Genomic DNA, 15,416 nt, shown 5'->3' on the forward strand with positions numbered 1-15,416 from the left:
GTGTACTGGACGTACTCGGGATTTCGCCCGGTGCGCCGAGAGCACGTGCCGGGCGTCGCGAGGCAGGCGGGACTTTGCGGACACGCCCTAGGACTGGTGGGCTCGGGCGGCACGGCGAGCCGTCTACCCTGGTCGGGGGCCGCACCCCCGTTGCTGTGCCGTGCCCGTCGAAGGAGAACCATCGTGCTCGTGCTGCTGCCGCCGTCCGAAGGAAAGGCCGCCGGCGGCTCCGGCGCACCGCTGAAGCCGGAGACGCTCTCGCTGCCGGGGCTGGCCGCGGCCCGGGCCGCGGTGCTGGAGGAACTGGTCGAGCTGTGCGTCGGCGACGAGCTGAAGGCCCGCGAGGTGCTCGGTCTGAGCGAGGGCCTGCGCGGTGAGGTCGCCAAGAACGCGGAGCTGAAGACGGCGGTCGCCCGCCCGGCCGGCGAGATCTACACGGGCGTCCTCTACGACGCGCTGGGCCTGTCGACCCTCACGCCCGGGGCGGCGTCGCTGGCCGCGGAGTCCCTGCTGGTCTTCTCCGGCCTGTGGGGGGCGGTCGGGGTCGCCGACCGCATTCCCTCTTATCGCTGCTCGATGGGCGTGAAGCTGCCGGGGCTGGGGGCGCTGGGCGCGTTCTGGCGCGAACCGATGGCTTCGGTGATGCCGGAGGCGGCGGGGGAGGGCCTGGTCCTGGACCTGCGGTCCTCGGCGTACGCCTCCGCGTGGAAGCCCAAGGGGGAGGTGGCGGGGCGTACGGCCACGGTCCGCGTGCTCCACTCCCAGCTGGTGGACGGGGTGGAGAAGCGGTCGGTGGTGAGCCACTTCAACAAGGCCACCAAGGGGCGGCTGGTCCGCGACCTGCTGTCGGCGGGTGCGGTCCCGGCTTCGCCGGCGGAGCTGGTGACGGCCCTGCGGGACCTGGGGTTCGCGGTGGAGGCCGAGGCGCCGGCCAAGCCGGGCAAGGCGTGGTCCCTCGACGTGGTCGTCACCCAGATCCACTAACTGGGGCTGCGGTGGGCCGGTGCCGGGGGCGGGGTGGGGTGTCGGCCTGGACTGCATGATTTAGGCGCCCTGTGCTCGGCTTTGGCAGCATAGGCTTCTTTTGCGCCACAAATCACGCTCTACGTCCAGGCCGACACCCCACCCCGCCCCCGTCCCCGACCCGGGCGGTCAGTCCGTTCCGTAGGTGCGGGACGAGGCGTCCACCTGGGCCAGTCTGCGGAGGGACGCGAACATCGCGTCGCCCAGGACCGTGCCGACCGCGACCGCTTCGACCAGGTCCTCCCGTGCCACCGCGCGGGCCGTGTACGCCAGGTCCGCGGAGGCGGCCAGCTCGGCCGCCTCCGCGTACGCGTCGAGCACCTCCGTGAAGGCTCCGTGACCGGCCCGCTCCAGCGCGGCCAGCGCGGCGGCCAGTGCCTCGCCCGCGGGGGTGTCCGCGTCCACGCGCCAGCCTCGCCGCTCGATGATCGCGGCCACCTTCGCCCGTGCGAGCTCGGTCTCGGCGTCAGGTGTCCCGCCGTGCTCGGGCACCAGCGCGTCGGCCACCGAGCCGAGCATTTCGTGGACCGACCGGTCCTTGTCGTCGATGGCGCGGATCACTTCGCCGATGGCCGCCACGGGGAGCTTCCCCACCTCCAGGAGGCCGCGGATCAGGCGCAGCCTGCGCTCGTGCGTCTCGTCGTAGCGCGCCTGGTTGGGGCTGCTGAGCAGGCCGGCCGGGAGCAGGCCCTCCCGTAGGTAGTACTTGATCGTCGGTACCGGTACCCCGGTCCGCGCGCTCAGCTCTCCGATGCGCATCTTCGCTTCCGTCCGTCCCTCGGCCCCTTGTGTGTGCCGTACCCATCATAGATAGTGGCACTACCGGATAGTGGAGAGTGCCATTATCTGTTTCGATCTGGGGGTAGAGGGATGTCGCTTGTGTTCCCGCATGCCTGGCACCGTCCATTGCGTGCCTGGCACCGTCCGTTGATGGTGCTCGCCGCCTCGATGGTCTTATGGGCGGCCGGTTCCGCCATCGGCCTGCTCGTCGACGACCGGACCCTGGTGGGCGCCCCGATCTGGGCCAAACCCCTCAAGTTCGCCGTCTCGCTCGCCGCCTACGGCTTGAGCCTGGCCTGGATGATCTCCCTGCTCGAACGGGCCCGGCCCCGGCTCGCCCGGCCCGCGTGGTGGGCGGGCACGGTGGTGGCGGTGGCCAGCGGGGTGGAGATGGTGCTCATCACCGCACAGGCCTTCCGTGGCCGGCAGAGCCACTTCAACTACGCCACACCCTTCGACGCACGGCTGTACGACGTCATGGCCGGGAGCATCGTGGTGCTGTGGCTGGGGGCGCTGGTGATCGCCGTCCTGCTGTTCCGGGCCCGGATCGCGGACCGGGCCACCACCTGGTCGATCCGGATCGCCGCGGCCCTGGCGCTGGCCGGCGCGGGGCTCGGCTTCCTGATGACCCAGCCGACCGCCGTGCAGCGCGCGGCCGGCGACGACGGGGCCCCGATCGTGGGCGGGCACGCCGTGGGAGTGCCGGACGGCGGCCCCGGCATGCCGCTCACCGGCTGGTCCACCACCGGCGGCGACCTGCGCGTCCCGCACTTCGTGGGGATGCACGCGCTCCAGCTGCTGCCGCTGTTCGTCCTGGTTCTGGCCGCCCTCGCCGCACGGTTCGCCGTGCTGGGCGAGGAGCGGGTACGGCTGCGCCTGGTGCTGGTCGCGGGCGCGGTGTACGGGGCGGTACTGGCCCTGCTGACCTGGCAGGCGCTGCGCGGTCAGTCGCTGACCTCCCCGGACGGGACGACGCTGGGCGCGGCCGGGCTGATCCTGGCGGCGGCCGCACTGGGGACCCGGCTCAGCCTCCGCCGGGGCGGCGGGCCCGGCACGCGCGAAGGCGCCGACCCGGCGAGCCCCGGTTCCGTGCCGCGGCCCTCGGTGCGGAGCTAGGGGGTGTCTTGTCGATCAGGCCGGATCAGGGAGCGGGGTCTGGTGCCGTGGATCGCAAGGCGGAGGAGGGAGTCGACGCGGAGCGTCGGCGAGTGACGACAACGCGGCGAGGCGCGGTGCCGGGCGCCGCGAGCCCGGCCTGATCGTCAAGACACCCCCTAGGGCGTCAGCGGCCCAGGGGCCAGGCGACCGTGGCGGGGGTCTGGTCGGAGGCGCCGGCGTAGGTGGCGCACGCGTCCGTGAGGGTTTCCAGCAGGGTCAGCGGGTCGACGAGCGGGTGCTCCATGCCGCGGAGCCAGGTCACCGCGAGGTCGCCCGGGAGTGCGGCCGGCGGGACCAGTACGTAGCTGCCCCGGCAGTGCCAGCGCAGTCCGGGGTGCTCGTCCATCGTCTCGGGGTGGCAGTCCAGTTCGCAGGGCCACCACTCGTCCTCGTCCTCGGGCGTGCCCCGGGTCGCGGTGAAGAAGAGCATCCGGGCCTGGTCGCCCGTACCGCCCGATTCCGCGACCGGGCCGACCTCGACGCCGGCGGCCAGCAGGCGTTCCAGCGCGCTGTGCCCGGCCTCCAGGGGGACGTCCAGTACGTCGTGGACCATGCCCGTCGCGGTGATGAAGTTGGCCGCGGGCTGGTTGCGCGCCCAGCGTTCGACCTGCGCGCGGTCCGTCGTGGACTGCGTCTGCCAGGCGAAGGAGACGGGGTGTCGTGCGGGCGTCGGACAGCCGATCCGGTCGCACGAACACCGGTAGCCGGCGGGGTGCGCGGCGGGGGAGATCGGCAGACCCGCCGCGGCGACGGCCAGCAGCAGCGCTTCGCGTTCTCGTGCGGGGTCCGCGGCGTCGGGTTTGGGCTTGCGGCGCAGCCACTGGGAAATCCTGCTCTGCTCGCCGCGTTTGACGCGGCCCGACTCAGACCCCATCTATCCCCTCACCTACACCGTTGCCCCGGCAGACCCTCACATGTTCCCACCATCCTGGCCGCCGGGTGACCGCACCCCCCGACCAGGAGTCCCACATAACCATAGAAATCGGCCATATGTTCTCGGTCGTCAGGAGCCCCATGACTTATCCCACCCGGTGCCGTCCGGGCCCCGCCCCGACCTCTCGGGGTCCTGCCCCTGGTCAGGGCCTCGCGCCGGCTCCGCCCAGGACCGAGTCCACCAGCGCGTCCGCATACGCGTGCGTGAGCGGCGCCGTGCGCAGCAGCCAGCGGTAGGTCAGAGGTCCGAGCAGCATCTCCACGGTCAGCCGCAGATCGGTGTCCGGCGGGAGCTGTCCGGCCTCTCGAGCCGACCGCAAACGCTCCTCGTACAGCGCGAGCTGGGGCTCCAGCAGCTGCTCGGTGAAGCGCGCCCCGAGCTCGGGGTCGGTGGCGCCGGCCGCCGTCAGGGCGCGCGCGGGGGCCGCGTACCGCTCGTCGGCGAACTCGTCCACCGTCGCCCGCAGTACGTACTTCAGGTCGGCGGCCAGGTCCCCGGTGTCGGGGAAGCCGGTCCACGCCCCCTCGGACTGCGCGTCCCCGGCGAGCGCGACCGAGGCGTCGAGCAGGACCGCTGCCTTCGACGGCCACCAGCGGTAGATGGTCTGCTTGCCGACTCCGGCGCGGGCGGCGATGGCCTCGATGGTCAGCTTGTTGTAGCCGACCTCTCCCACCAGGTCGAGCGCCGCGTCCAGGATGGCCCGCCGCGAGCGGTCGCTGCGGCGCGTGGCGTCCGGGGACCGGGGGGCGGAGGCGGGGAGGGGGCTGGAGCTCATCGGATACCTCCGAGGAAATCCCGCCCTTCAGGGCGGGGAGAAAACGGACTCCTGCGGAGCGGGGCAATGGGCTGGGATCCGGAGCCAGGGTGGATCTCAGTGCCCTGACCGGCAGATTTGAGGTTCACGCGCAGGCAGGCTAGTTTGTGATCTTGATCACATGTCACGTGAAGCGGGCGTTCAAGTACCGCTTCTATCCGACCGATGCGCAGGCATCTGAGCTGTCGCGCACCTTCGGTTGTGTGCGGAAGGTCTACAACCTGGCGCTCGCGGCCCGTACGGAAGCGTGGGCGCGGCAGGAGCGGGTCAACTACAACGCCACCTCGGCCATGCTGACGGCGTGGAAGAAGACTGAGGAGCTGTCCTACCTCTCCGAGGTCTCCTCCGTTCCGCTCCAGCAGGGCCTTCGGCATCTGCAAGGCGCGTTTGCCAATTTCTTCGCCAAGCGGGGTAAGTACCCGCGCTTCAAGTCGCGGAAGAGGTCCCGCAAGTCCGCTGAGTACACGTCCAGTGCGTTCCGCTACCGGGATGGTGCGCTGACCCTGGCGAAGATGGCGGACCCGCTGGCGGTTGTGTGGTCGAGGCCGCTGCCGGAGGGTGCGACGCCCAGCACCGTGACGGTGTCGCACGACGCGGCCGGGCGATGGTTCGTTTCCATGCTGTGCGATGACATGCCCGGGCCCATGCCCGACACCACGAAGGCTGTCGGGATCGACGTCGGTATCGCCAGCCTCGTGACGCTCTCCACCGGGGAGAAGGTCACCAATCCGAAGTTCGAACGCAAGGACCGGGCCCGGCTCGCCAAGGCCCAGCGGGAACTGTCCCGTAAGGCCAATGGTGCCGGTACCAACCGGGCCAAGGCCCGGTGCAAGGTTGCCAAGATCCATGCCCGGATCGCGGACCGCAGGCGTGACCACCTGCACAAGTTGACCACTCGGCTCGTTCGTGAGAACCAAACGATCGTGATCGAGGACCTGACCGTGCGCAACATGGTCAAGAACCACACCCTGGCCCGCGCCATCAGTGATGCGGCCTGGGCCACGATGCGCCACATGCTGGAGTACAAAACTGCCTGGTACGGAAGGAACCTGGTCCCCGTTGACCGATGGTTCCCGTCCTCCAAGCTGTGCTCCGCCTGCGGCACCATCGCGGGCAAGATGCCGCTGAACGTCCGTGAGTGGACGTGTGGCTGCGGTGTGACCCACGACCGTGACGTGAACGCGGCGAAGAACATTCTGGCGGCCGGGCTGGCCGTGTCTGTCTGTGGAGCTGGTGTAAGACCTCAACGGAGTTCTCCGGGCGGGCAGTCGGCGGCGAAGCAGAAAACCCCACGGCGCGAGCCGTAGGAACCCCCTCCCTACGGGGAGGGGAGTATGTCAATTCGGCAACTTATCAACCGTTTCCCAGCCGGCGGCACGTACCGACCGTGCTCGCTGTTGGCCTGATGCGCGAGCGGGACGGACAGCTTGATCAATGCCTCGCCGTGGGGGCCTGAAGCCCTCGTCTTTCGGCCGTTCAGGAAACCACCCAATCAGTTCACTGCGCCGTCCTCGCGGAGGAGAGACGATTCTCTTCTCATCACCGTGAGGAGCCTTCATTGCGCAGAGACGCCACACCCCGGCGGTACCTGATGTGCCCACCCGCGCACTTCAAGGTCACGTACTCCATCAACCCGTGGATGGACCCCACGAAACCGGTGGACCTGCCCCTGGCCCTGGCCCAGTGGGAGGACCTCCGCGACCGCTACCGGGCCCTCGGTCACACCGTCGAGACCCTCGTCCCCGACCGCATGCTGCCCGACATGGTCTTCGCGGCCAACGGCGCCCTCGTCATCGACGGCCGGGTGCTGGGTGCGCGGTTCGCCTACCCCGAGCGGGCCGCCGAGGCGGAGCTCCACCTCGACTGGTTCCGCAACAACGGCTTCCAGGACGTGCACGAGCCCTCGCACATCAACGAGGGCGAGGGCGACTTCGCCGTCACCGCCACCTACATCCTGGCCGGCCGGGGCTTCCGCTCCAGTCCGCTCTCGCACGACGAGGCCCAGGAGTTCTTCGGCCGCCCGGTCATCGGTCTCGACCTGGTCGACCCGCGCTACTACCACCTGGACACGGCCCTGTCCGTGCTCGACGGCGACGAGGTCATGTACTACCCGGACGCCTTCTCCGAGGGCAGCCGGGCGGTCCTGCGCCGGCTCTTCCCCGACGCGCTGCTCGCCGAGGCCCAGGACGCGGCCGCCCTCGGCCTCAACGCGGTCTCGGACGGCCGGCACGTGCTGCTCCCGCAGGAGGCGACCGGGCTCTTCGCACCCTTGCGGGCGCGGGGGTTCGAGCCGGTCCCGATGGATCTGGGGGAGCTGCTCAAGGGCGGCGGCAGCGTGAAGTGCTGCACGCAGGAGCTGAGGCCCTAGCCGGCGGCGGGTCGTGCCCCGTAGGGGGCCCGGGCCCCCTACGGGCTCAGGCCTCCTACGGGCTCAGGCCTCCTGCGGAGGCGGCCACTCCTGGCCCCAGTCGGCGTCGCGCGCGGCCTTGTACAGGTCTCCGTGGCGCTTGGTTACGTTGACCTTCGTCTGCCCCTCGGCCTCGGGTCCGCACAGCTCCAGCAGGACCAGCCCCTTGCGGATCTGCGGCCTGCGCGTGATCCGGGAGGCGGCCGGCTCCACCGGGAAGCGGGTGGCGGCCACGTAGCTGAACTTCTCGTCCTCGTAGGGGAGGGAGCCGCCCTTGATCTGCCGGTGCAGGGAGGACCGGCTGACCCGGGTGGAGAAGTGGCACCAGTCCTTGCCGACCTCGATCGGGCAGGTCCCGTCGTGCGGGCACGGGGCCGCGACCCGCAGGCCGGCCTCGATCAGCTGGTCGCGGGCCTCGCGGACGCGCAGGTAGCCCTCCGGCGTGCCCGGCTCGACCAGCACCACGGCCTGACCGGCCCGCGCCGCCTCGGCGACCACCTCGCGGCGGGCCTCCGGGGTCAGTTCGCCCAGGACGTAGGAGACCGTCACCAGGTCCGCCCCGGGGATCGTCAGCCCGGCCCCGATGACGGTCCGCCGCCACTCGGCGGCCCGCAGCGTGGCGGAGGAGGAGGCCGCGGCCAGCTCCTTGCCGAGGAGCAGCGCCGGGTCGGCCCAGTCCAGTACCGCCGTCTCGCGGGGCCCGCCCCAGGTGGCGTCCGCCGCCCAGGCCGCCGCGCCGGTGCCGCCTCCCACGTCCACGTGGGAGGCCGGGGACCAGCCCGGGGCCGCCTCGGCGAGCCCGTCCAGGGCGGACCGTACGGCCTCGAAGGTGGCGGGCATCCGGTACGCCGCGTACGCGGCCACGTCGGCGCGGTTGCGCAGGACGGGCGTGTTGGTCGGGATCTCGCCGCGGTAGTTGGCGATCAGCCGTTCCACGGAGGCCGTGGCCTGCTTCTGCGGGAGGCCTTCGAGCAGGCCGGCGAGGGCGCTGCGCAGGGTTTCGGCGGTGGTGGTGGCGGAGTCGTTCACCCGCCAAGTTTACGGGGCCGGGCCGGGGTCGAAGGCCGGGCCCGGCCCCGGACGGTCAGGCGTTCGTGCCGGCGGTGCGCCAGGGGCGGCACAGGACGACGAAGCAGAGGACCGCGAGGAGGGAGCAGGCCGCCTGGACCACGGCCATGGGTACCGCCGTGTCCTCGCCGGCGATGCCGACCAGGGGGGAGGCCACGGCTCCGACCAGGAAGGAGGAGGTGCCGAGCAGGGCGGAGGCCGAGCCGGCCGCGTGCGGGGTGCGCATCAGGGCCTGCGCGTTGGTGTTCGGCAGCACCAGGCCCATCGCGGACATCAGGACGAACAGCCCGGCGCAGATCGCGAAGAGCCCGACCTCGCCGAAGACCCCCGAGGTCATCAGGAGCAGGGCGGCCGAGGCCGCCAGGATGACCGCGAGCCCGTATCCCAGCACCTTGTCCAGGCTGACCCGGCCGACCAGCAGCTTGCCGTTGATCTGGCCCACCGCGATCAGGCCGAGGGAGTTGACGCCGAAGAGCAGGCTGAAGGTCTGGGCCGAAGCACCGTAGATCTCCTGCACGACGAACGGCGAGGCGGAGATGTACGCGAACAGCGCCGCGAAGGAGAACCCGCCGGCCAGCGTGTAGCCGGCGAAGACCCGGTCGGCGAACAGCCCGCGCATGGTCCGCAGCGCGGCGCCGACGCCGCCGGTCTGGCGCCGCTCGGGCGGCAGCGTCTCGTCGAGCTTCCGCCAGACCAGGACGGTCAGCAGGGCCCCCACGACGGTGAGGACGACGAAGACCCCGCGCCAGTCGGCGAAGCGCAGCACCTGGCCGCCGACGAGCGGGGCGATGATCGGTGCCGCGCCGGATATGAGCATCAGGGTGGAGAAGAACCGGGCCATCTCGACCCCGTCGTACAGATCGCGTACGACGGCCCGCGCGATCACGATCGCGGCCGCGCCGGCCAGGCCCTGGAGCAGCCGGAAGGCGATCAGCAGCTCGACGGTCGGGGCGAAGGCGCAGATGGCGGTGGCGAGGACGTAGACGACCATGCCGATGAGCAGGGGGCGCCGCCGGCCCCACTTGTCGCTCATCGGGCCGATCACCAGCTGGCCCAGGGCCATGCCGGCGAGGCAGGCGGTGAGGGTGAGCTGGACGGTCGCGGCAGGGCTGTTCAGGACCTTGGCCACCGTCGGCAGCGCCGGCAGGTACATGTCCATGGACAGCGGGGGGAGCGCGGTGAGCCCGCCGAGGATGAAGGTGACGAGCAGCCCCGTCCGGCGTGCGGCTGTCAGGGGCGCGGTGGTGGTGGTGATGATGGTGGGGGAAGGGGTCGAGGGCGACGAGTCCTTCGAGGGCGCTGTCGCGCGGCCTCTCTCCGACATGCGGAAACTCCAGTCTTATCGTCATTTCTCAGCACCCCTGCCGCCCCATGCTCTCAGCAATCGGAACGTTCCGGGACGGGCGGCCCATGTGACGTAACCTGCGGCCCCATGAACGCACGCGTGAAGCAGATCGCCGTAGTGACCGGAGCCGGATCCGGAATCGGCCGCTCAGTGGCACTCACCCTCGCCGCCGCCGGATGGGCGGTGGCCGTGGCCGGCCGCAGGACCGGGCCGCTGGAAGAGGCCGCCGAGGCCGCCAGGGCCGCCCACCCGGACGCCGACGTGCTGTGCGTACGGGCCGACGTGAGCGATCCGCGCGACGTGACCTCGCTGTTCGAGACCGTGTCCGAGCGCTACGGGCGGGTCGACCTGCTCTTCAACAACGCGGGCACCTTCGGCCCGGCCGGAGTCCCGCTGGAGGACATCTCCTACGAGGCCTGGCGCTCGGTGGTCGACGTCAACCTCACCGGCTCCTTCCTCTGCGCGCAGGCGGCCTTCCGGGTGATGAAGGCCCAGGACCCGCAGGGCGGCCGCATCATCAACAACGGCTCCATCTCCGCGCACGTGCCCCGGCCGAACTCGATCGCCTACACCGCGACCAAGCACGCCATGACCGGCCTGACGAAGTCCCTGTCGCTGGACGGACGGCCGTACGGGATCGCGTGCGGGCAGATCGACATCGGCAACGCGGCCACCGAGATGACCGAGCGGATGCAGACCGGGATCATGCAGGCCAACGGACAGCTCGCGGTGGAGCCCGTCATGGACGCGTCCGACGTGGCGCGCACGGTGCTGCACATGGCGGAGCTCCCGCTGGGGGCCAACGTGCAGTTCGCGACGGTGATGGCGACCGCGATGCCCTACATCGGGCGCGGCTGACCCGTTTCGCACCCGTCCCGGGGCCCGTCCCGACCTGCGAATACGCTCCGGATCCGGGAATGCGGGCCCGGTGTCCGCAGTTGAGTCGATCATGACCGACGTACTGCGCTACACCGCCTTCTCCGACGACCCGTCCGGCGGCAACCCCGCCGGTGTCGTCCTCGACGCCGCGGGCCTCGACGAGGCCGCCATGCTGAAGATCGCCGCCGAACTGGGCTACAGCGAGACGGCTTTCCTCACCGCCCCGCCCGAGGGCCTGGGCGGTGAGGAAGGTCGGGCCTTCACCGTTCGCTATTTCAGCCCGAAGGTGGAGGTCCCGTTCTGCGGGCACGCCACCGTGGCCACCGCCGTCGCGCTGGGCGAGCGGATCGGCCCGGGCGAGCTGCTGTTCGCGACCCGCGCGGGCACCGTGCCGGTGTCGGTGACCCGGGAGGGCGACGGGCTGCGCGCCACCCTGACCAGCGTCGAACCGCACATCGAGGACCTGGACCCGGCCGACCTCGCCGAGGCCCTGGCCGCGCTGGACTGGCCGGCCGCCGACCTGGATCCGCAGTTCCCGCCGCGGATCGCCTACGCCGGCGCCCGCCACCTGGTGCTCGGCGCCGCCACCCGGGCCCGGCTCGCGGACCTGACCTACGACTTCGCCCGGCTGGAGGCGCTGATGCGGCGCCTCGACCTGGTCACCGCGCAGCTCGTGCACCGGGCGGGCCCGGCGGAGTTCCACGTACGCAACCCCTTCCCGGTCGGCGGCGTCGTCGAGGACCCGGCGACCGGCGCGGCCGCGGCCGCCTTCGGGGCGTACGCCCGCGAGCTCGGCCTGGTCCCGGCCGACGCCGTCCTCACCCTGCACCAGGGCGAGGACATGGGACGCCCCGGCGTCCTGACGGTGGAGCTCCGGTCCGGCGACTCCCGGGTCCGGGTGGGCGGCGCGGGGGCGCTGATCCCGTAGTGCGGATCGAGACGTACGAAGTCCTGCCCTCCGGGCTCGCCGCGCAGGTGGCGGCCCTGGAGGCGCAGGCATGGCCCGGGTCGTCCCCCGGGCACGACCCGGCGCTCGCCCCGCGCGCCCTGCTGCTCCTGGACGCCGACGGGCGGGTCGCCGCCTGCCTGGCGCTGCTGTACAAGCCGGTCCGGCTCGCGGACGGGCGCACCTACCGCGCGGCCGGGCTGAGCGGCGTGGTCACCCGGGCCGGCGTACGGGGGCGCGGGTACGGCTCCCGGCTGGTGGCGGCGGCCCGCGCGGCGCTCGCCGCCGATCCGGCGGTGGACCTGGCGCTGTTCAGCTGCGACCGGGAGCTGGCCCCGTTCTACGAGGCGGCCGGCTTTGAGGTGCTGCCGGGCACGGTCTTGGTCGGCGGCACCCCCGCGGACCCCCTCGCGACGGACGCCCCGGGCCTCGGCAAGACGGTGCTCGGGGCGTTCTTCGCCCGGGACGCCCGCGCCGCGGACGACGAAGGCCGCGCGGACCAGGTCCGCGCGGCCTTCACCGGCATCCGCGTCCCCCTCTACCCGGGGACGGTCGACAGGCTGTGGTGAGTCAGGAGCCGCTCGGCGCCGACTTCTTCGCCCCGGACTTCGGCGACGACGCCGGCTTGCCGGGCTTGACCAGCGGCGGGGCCAGGAACAGGGTGAGCACCGGAACCAGGTACAGGGCCCACACGACGACCTGGAGCACCGTCGGGTCCGGCTGGAAGTTGAAGGTGCCCTTCAGCAGAGTCCCGTACCAGCTGTCCGGCGGGATCGTCGAGCTGATGTCGAAGGCCTTGTCGTTCAGTCCCGGCACGAAGTCGGCCTCCTGGAGGTCGTGGACCCCGTACGCGAGCACGCCCGCGGCGACCACGACCAGCATGCCGCCGGTCCACGTGAAGAACTTCGACAGGTTGATCTTCAGCGCGCCGCGGTAGAACAGCCAGCCCAGGACGATCGACGACCCGATGCCGAGCAGCACGCCGATCAGCGGGCCCGCGCCGTCACCGGCCGCGTGCACCGAACGCCACACGAACAGCGAGGTCTCCAGGCCCTCCCGGCCGACGGCCAGGAACGCGGTGGCCACCAGGGCGCCGGTGCCCATCGCGAGCGCCGCGTCGAGCTTGCCGTGGAGCTCGGCCTTCAGGTGCCGCGCGGTGCGCTTCATCCAGAAGACCATCCAGGTGACCAGGCCGACCGCGACGATCGACAGGGTGCCGCCGATGGCCTCCTGCGCCTTGAAGGTCAGTTCCTGCGTGCCGAACTCGAGGCCCGCGCCGAAGGCCAGGGACACCGCGGCGGCCAGGCCGACGCCCAGCCACAGCGGCCCCAGCCTGTCCTTGTTCCCGGTCTTCACCAGGTACGCGATGAGGATGCAGACGACGAGGCTGGCTTCCAGCCCCTCGCGCAGTCCGATCAGATAGTTGCTGAACATCTCGGTTTTCCCCGTCCCCTACGCGAACAGCGTCCGGCCCCACCAGTCGTCCTTGTCACGGACGCCCGGCGGGACGGCGAAGACGGCCGAACCCACGTGCTGGATGTATTCGTTGAGGACATCGGCCTTCGCCAGGCTGCGCTGCACCGGGACGAAGCCCTTGCGGACGTCGCGCTGGTAAGCGAGGAAGAACAGGCCAGCGTCGAGCCGGCCCAGTCCGTCCGTGCCGTCGGTGAAGGAGTAGCCGCGGCGCAGCATCATCGCGCCGTTGTTGCTGTCCGGGTGCGCGAGGCGGACGTGCGCCTCGGGCTTCATCGCCTTCAGGAACGGCTCGTCGCGCTCCTTGGACTTGCCCACGGGGGCGCCCTCGCCCTTGTCGCGGCCGAAGATGTCCTCCTGCTCGCCCAGGGGCGTGCGGTCCCACGTCTCGATGTTCATCCGGATCCGGCGCGCCACGAGGTACGAGCCGCCGGCCAGCCAGTCGCTGCCATCTCCGGCGCCGACCCACACGTGCTTGTCCAGGGCGGCCTTGTCGGTGCCCGAGATGTTCCGGGTGCCGTCCTTGAAGCCCATCATGTTGCGCGGGGTCTGCGCGTCGGGCGTGGTCGAGGAGGTCTTGCCGAAGCCCAGCTGCGACCAGCGCACCGCCGTCTTGCCGAAGCCGATGCGGGCGAGCTGGCGGATGGCGTGCACCGCGACCTGGGGGTCGTCGGCGCAGGCCTGGACGCACAGGTCGCCGCCGGAGCGGGCGGGGTCGAGGTTGTCGCCGGGGAAGAGCTCCAGGTCGATCAGAGCCTCGGGGCGCTTGCCCTCCAGACCGAAGCGGCCCTTGGCGAACAGGCCCGGCCCGAAACCGATGGTCAGGGTGAGGCGGGAGGCCTTCAGGCCCAGCGCCTCGCCCGTGTCGTCCGGCGGGGCCTGGGGGTGCCCGCCGAAGCCGCCCTCGCCGACCGGCTGGCCGGCCGTCATCAGGCGGGCCGCGGCGGTCCAGTCCTTGAGGAGCTGGATCAGCTCGGCGCGGTCCTTCGTCTTCACGTCGAAGGCCGCGAAGTGCAGGCGGTCCTGGACGGCACTGGCGATACCGGCCTGGTGCTCGCCGTGGAACGGCACGGCCGCACCGGCCGCGACCGCCGAGACCATGTCGGGGCCCGAGTTCAGAGCGATGGCCGTACCGCCGGCCGCCGCGGCGCCGAGCGCGAGGCCCGCGCCGCCCCAGCCCAGGACGGCCCGGCGCGAGGGCGCACCCGGGGCGGCCTGCTCCGGGGCGCCGTCGCGGGCACCGTCGTCCGGTGCGGACTCCTGCTCGGACACCGACTCGCTCATGTGAGGATCTCCCGCCTGCTCTGCTGTTCCGGAGTTACTTCGCGACCGCGGCGGCCAGCTTCGAGAGCGGCTCGGCCAGCGCGTTGACGCCGTCGGAGAGCTCCTTGCGCTCGGCCTCGCCGACCTTGTCGTACGAGACGAACTCGTACACGGCCTTGTTCGGGCGGTACTTCTCCAGCAGGTTGTTCAGCGCCGCGAACTGCTTGTCCAGCTCGGCGGTGAGCGCGGGGTCGGTCTTCGACGTGACCGGCTTGAGCAGCTCGTACGCCTTCTCCGCGCCCTCGACGTTGGCCTTGAAGTCGACCAGGTCGGTGTGGCTGTAGCGCTCTTCCTCACCCGTCACCTTGCCGGTGGCGACCTCGTCGAGGAGCTCCTTGGCGCCGTTCGCCATCGAGGTGGGGGTGATCTCCGCCTGGCCGACCTTCTTCTGCCACACGGCCAGGTCGGCCATCAGGGTCTCGGCGAGCTTCTTGTCCGCGTCGTCGATCTTGTTGCCCTCGAAGAGGGACTTCTCCAGCTTGTGCCAGCCGGTCCAGTCCTTCTCCGGGTCCTGGCCCGCCTCCAGGCCGTCCTCGCGGAGGTCGACCTTCGGGTCGATGTCACCGAAGGACTCGGCGACCGGCTCGGTGCGCTCCCAGCCGATGCGCGAGGGGGCGTACGCCTTCTTCGCGGCCTCGACGTCGCCGGCCTTGACCGCGTCCGCGAAGACCTGCGCCTTGGGGATGGTCTCGTCGGCCTGCTCCTGCACGTACTTGCGGTACGCGGCGACCGCGGCGTCGGCCTCGGGGCTGCGCTTCACGGCGGCGCCGCCGCCGGTGGCCTTGACCTGCTGGCGGATGCCGTCGCCCTTCATGCCGGGCTTGCAGGCGATCTCGTAGTCGCCCGCCTTGAGCTCGGCGGTGATGGTGGCCTTGGTGCCGGGGCCGATGTTCTCGCGCTCGGTGACGATGCGGTCGTCGGGGAACAGGACGTAGAGCTCGGTGACCTTGGAGCCCTTGTTCTCGACCTCGATGGTGACCTTGCCCGCCGGGAACTCCGTCGCGGAGACCTCGCAGGCCGAGTCGGAGGCGGCCACCTTGATGACGCCGTCGCCGGACGCGTCGCTCTTCTCGGAGCAGCCGGTGACCGCGGTGAGGGCGGCCACGACGGCTGCCGCGGTAACGACGGTGAGGCGGGCGGGGCGCATAGGGGGCTCCTGGCAGTCTGGCGTTCGGCAGACGGCCGCCCCGATCGGGTGGGGGCGGCCGGTGAGGCGGACCTAACTTAACCGAGGCTTACCTCACCCATACCCAGACGTCCAGTGAT

General features: G+C 71.6%; 14 protein-coding genes and 1 pseudogene. 7 read left to right on the plus strand and 8 right to left on the minus strand.

From position 1 onward, the window contains the following. The first annotated feature begins 183 nt into the window (after positions 1-183). Positions 184-984, plus strand: a complete 801-nt coding sequence (gene yaaA / locus ACFWBW_RS28940) for a peroxide stress protein YaaA (RefSeq protein ID WP_385378346.1) — start codon at positions 184-186, stop codon at positions 982-984. Positions 985-1,152: 168 nt separating this feature from the next. On the opposite strand, the gene ACFWBW_RS28945 is transcribed toward yaaA, so the two are convergent. Further along, on the minus strand, positions 1,153-1,782 hold the full coding sequence (locus tag ACFWBW_RS28945; protein ID WP_385378350.1) for a MerR family transcriptional regulator: 630 nt from the start codon (positions 1,780-1,782) through the stop codon (positions 1,153-1,155). Between the two features lie 171 nt (positions 1,783-1,953). On the opposite strand from ACFWBW_RS28945, the gene ACFWBW_RS28950 reads away from it, so the two are divergent. Then, a complete protein-coding gene (locus tag ACFWBW_RS28950) occupies positions 1,954-2,919 on the plus strand; it encodes a hypothetical protein (RefSeq protein ID WP_385378353.1) in 966 nt (321 codons plus the stop codon). A gap of 166 nt (positions 2,920-3,085) precedes the next feature. Here the strand turns inward: ACFWBW_RS28950 and ACFWBW_RS28955 are convergent, their stop codons facing one another. Beyond that, complete coding sequence (locus ACFWBW_RS28955) at positions 3,086-3,835, minus strand: bifunctional DNA primase/polymerase (protein WP_385378354.1); 750 nt, start codon at positions 3,833-3,835, stop codon at positions 3,086-3,088. Between the two features lie 202 nt (positions 3,836-4,037). After that, positions 4,038-4,670 carry a TetR/AcrR family transcriptional regulator gene (locus tag ACFWBW_RS28960; protein WP_385378357.1) on the minus strand — a complete coding sequence of 211 codons (633 nt, stop codon included), beginning with the start codon at positions 4,668-4,670 and terminating at the stop codon, positions 4,038-4,040. A gap of 167 nt (positions 4,671-4,837) precedes the next feature. Between ACFWBW_RS28960 and ACFWBW_RS28965 the strand changes: the two genes are divergently transcribed. Both ACFWBW_RS28965 and ddaH read left to right on the plus strand, forming a co-directional pair. After that, positions 4,838-6,016: an RNA-guided endonuclease InsQ/TnpB family protein gene (locus ACFWBW_RS28965; RefSeq protein WP_385378360.1), complete on the plus strand. Its 1,179-nt coding sequence runs from the start codon at positions 4,838-4,840 to the stop codon at positions 6,014-6,016. A 242-nt stretch (positions 6,017-6,258) separates the two neighbouring features. Further along, positions 6,259-7,077: pseudogene (ddaH, locus tag ACFWBW_RS28970) on the plus strand (dimethylargininase); the annotation flags it as partial. Positions 7,078-7,140: 63 nt separating this feature from the next. Here the strand turns inward: ddaH and ACFWBW_RS28975 are convergent. Next, complete coding sequence (locus tag ACFWBW_RS28975) at positions 7,141-8,145, minus strand: small ribosomal subunit Rsm22 family protein (RefSeq protein ID WP_385378363.1); 1,005 nt, start codon at positions 8,143-8,145, stop codon at positions 7,141-7,143. 55 nt (positions 8,146-8,200) lie between these two features. Beyond that, entirely contained in the window at positions 8,201-9,508 is a 1,308-nt protein-coding gene (locus tag ACFWBW_RS28980) for a Bcr/CflA family multidrug efflux MFS transporter (protein WP_385378366.1), read from the minus strand. A gap of 108 nt (positions 9,509-9,616) precedes the next feature. On the opposite strand from ACFWBW_RS28980, the gene ACFWBW_RS28985 reads away from it, so the two are divergent. The 3 genes from ACFWBW_RS28985 (at position 9,617) to ACFWBW_RS28995 (ending at position 11,923) form a co-directional block, all read left to right on the plus strand. After that, positions 9,617-10,387, plus strand: coding sequence for an SDR family oxidoreductase (locus ACFWBW_RS28985; protein WP_385378369.1), 771 nt, complete (start codon positions 9,617-9,619; stop codon positions 10,385-10,387). Positions 10,388-10,478: 91 nt separating this feature from the next. Continuing rightward, positions 10,479-11,336, plus strand: a complete 858-nt coding sequence (locus ACFWBW_RS28990; RefSeq protein ID WP_385378372.1) for a PhzF family phenazine biosynthesis protein — start codon at positions 10,479-10,481, stop codon at positions 11,334-11,336. Next, positions 11,336-11,923 carry a GNAT family N-acetyltransferase gene (locus tag ACFWBW_RS28995; protein WP_385378375.1) on the plus strand — a complete coding sequence of 196 codons (588 nt, stop codon included), beginning with the start codon at positions 11,336-11,338 and terminating at the stop codon, positions 11,921-11,923. The genes ACFWBW_RS28990 and ACFWBW_RS28995 overlap by 1 nt, the downstream gene beginning before the upstream one ends. Before the next feature lies 1 nt (position 11,924). Here the strand turns inward: ACFWBW_RS28995 and efeU are convergent, their stop codons facing one another. The 3 genes from efeU to efeO are packed head-to-tail and all read right to left on the minus strand — an operon-like array spanning position 11,925 to position 15,297. Beyond that, a complete protein-coding gene (gene efeU, locus ACFWBW_RS29000; protein WP_385378378.1) occupies positions 11,925-12,788 on the minus strand; it encodes an iron uptake transporter permease EfeU in 864 nt (287 codons plus the stop codon). A gap of 18 nt (positions 12,789-12,806) precedes the next feature. Beyond that, on the minus strand, positions 12,807-14,111 hold the full coding sequence (gene efeB / locus ACFWBW_RS29005; protein WP_385378381.1) for an iron uptake transporter deferrochelatase/peroxidase subunit: 1,305 nt from the start codon (positions 14,109-14,111) through the stop codon (positions 12,807-12,809). A 34-nt stretch (positions 14,112-14,145) separates the two neighbouring features. After that, complete coding sequence (gene efeO, locus ACFWBW_RS29010; RefSeq protein WP_385378383.1) at positions 14,146-15,297, minus strand: iron uptake system protein EfeO; 1,152 nt, start codon at positions 15,295-15,297, stop codon at positions 14,146-14,148. Positions 15,298-15,416 lie beyond the last annotated feature (119 nt).

This window comes from Streptomyces sp. NPDC059957, from assembly GCF_042730015.1.
GTDB lineage: Bacteria > Actinomycetota > Actinomycetes > Streptomycetales > Streptomycetaceae > Streptomyces.

Bases quoted from the DNA above. Each gene is read 5' to 3' on its own strand.
- ACFWBW_RS28945 (WP_385378350.1), bottom strand. From the start codon at position 1,782: ATGCGCATCGGAGAGCTGAGCGCGCGGACCGGGGTACCGGTACCGACG.
- ACFWBW_RS28950 (WP_385378353.1), top strand. From the start codon at position 1,954: ATGGTGCTCGCCGCCTCGATGGTCTTATGGGCGGCCGGTTCCGCCATC.
- ACFWBW_RS28955 (WP_385378354.1), bottom strand. From the start codon at position 3,835: ATGGGGTCTGAGTCGGGCCGCGTCAAACGCGGCGAGCAGAGCAGGATT.
- ACFWBW_RS28960 (WP_385378357.1), bottom strand. From the start codon at position 4,670: ATGAGCTCCAGCCCCCTCCCCGCCTCCGCCCCCCGGTCCCCGGACGCC.
- ACFWBW_RS28980 (WP_385378366.1), bottom strand. From the start codon at position 9,508: ATGTCGGAGAGAGGCCGCGCGACAGCGCCCTCGAAGGACTCGTCGCCC.
- ACFWBW_RS28985 (WP_385378369.1), top strand. From the start codon at position 9,617: ATGAACGCACGCGTGAAGCAGATCGCCGTAGTGACCGGAGCCGGATCC.
- ACFWBW_RS28990 (WP_385378372.1), top strand. From the start codon at position 10,479: ATGACCGACGTACTGCGCTACACCGCCTTCTCCGACGACCCGTCCGGC.
- efeU (WP_385378378.1), bottom strand. From the start codon at position 12,788: ATGTTCAGCAACTATCTGATCGGACTGCGCGAGGGGCTGGAAGCCAGC.
- efeB (WP_385378381.1), bottom strand. From the start codon at position 14,111: ATGAGCGAGTCGGTGTCCGAGCAGGAGTCCGCACCGGACGACGGTGCC.
- efeO (WP_385378383.1), bottom strand. From the start codon at position 15,297: ATGCGCCCCGCCCGCCTCACCGTCGTTACCGCGGCAGCCGTCGTGGCC.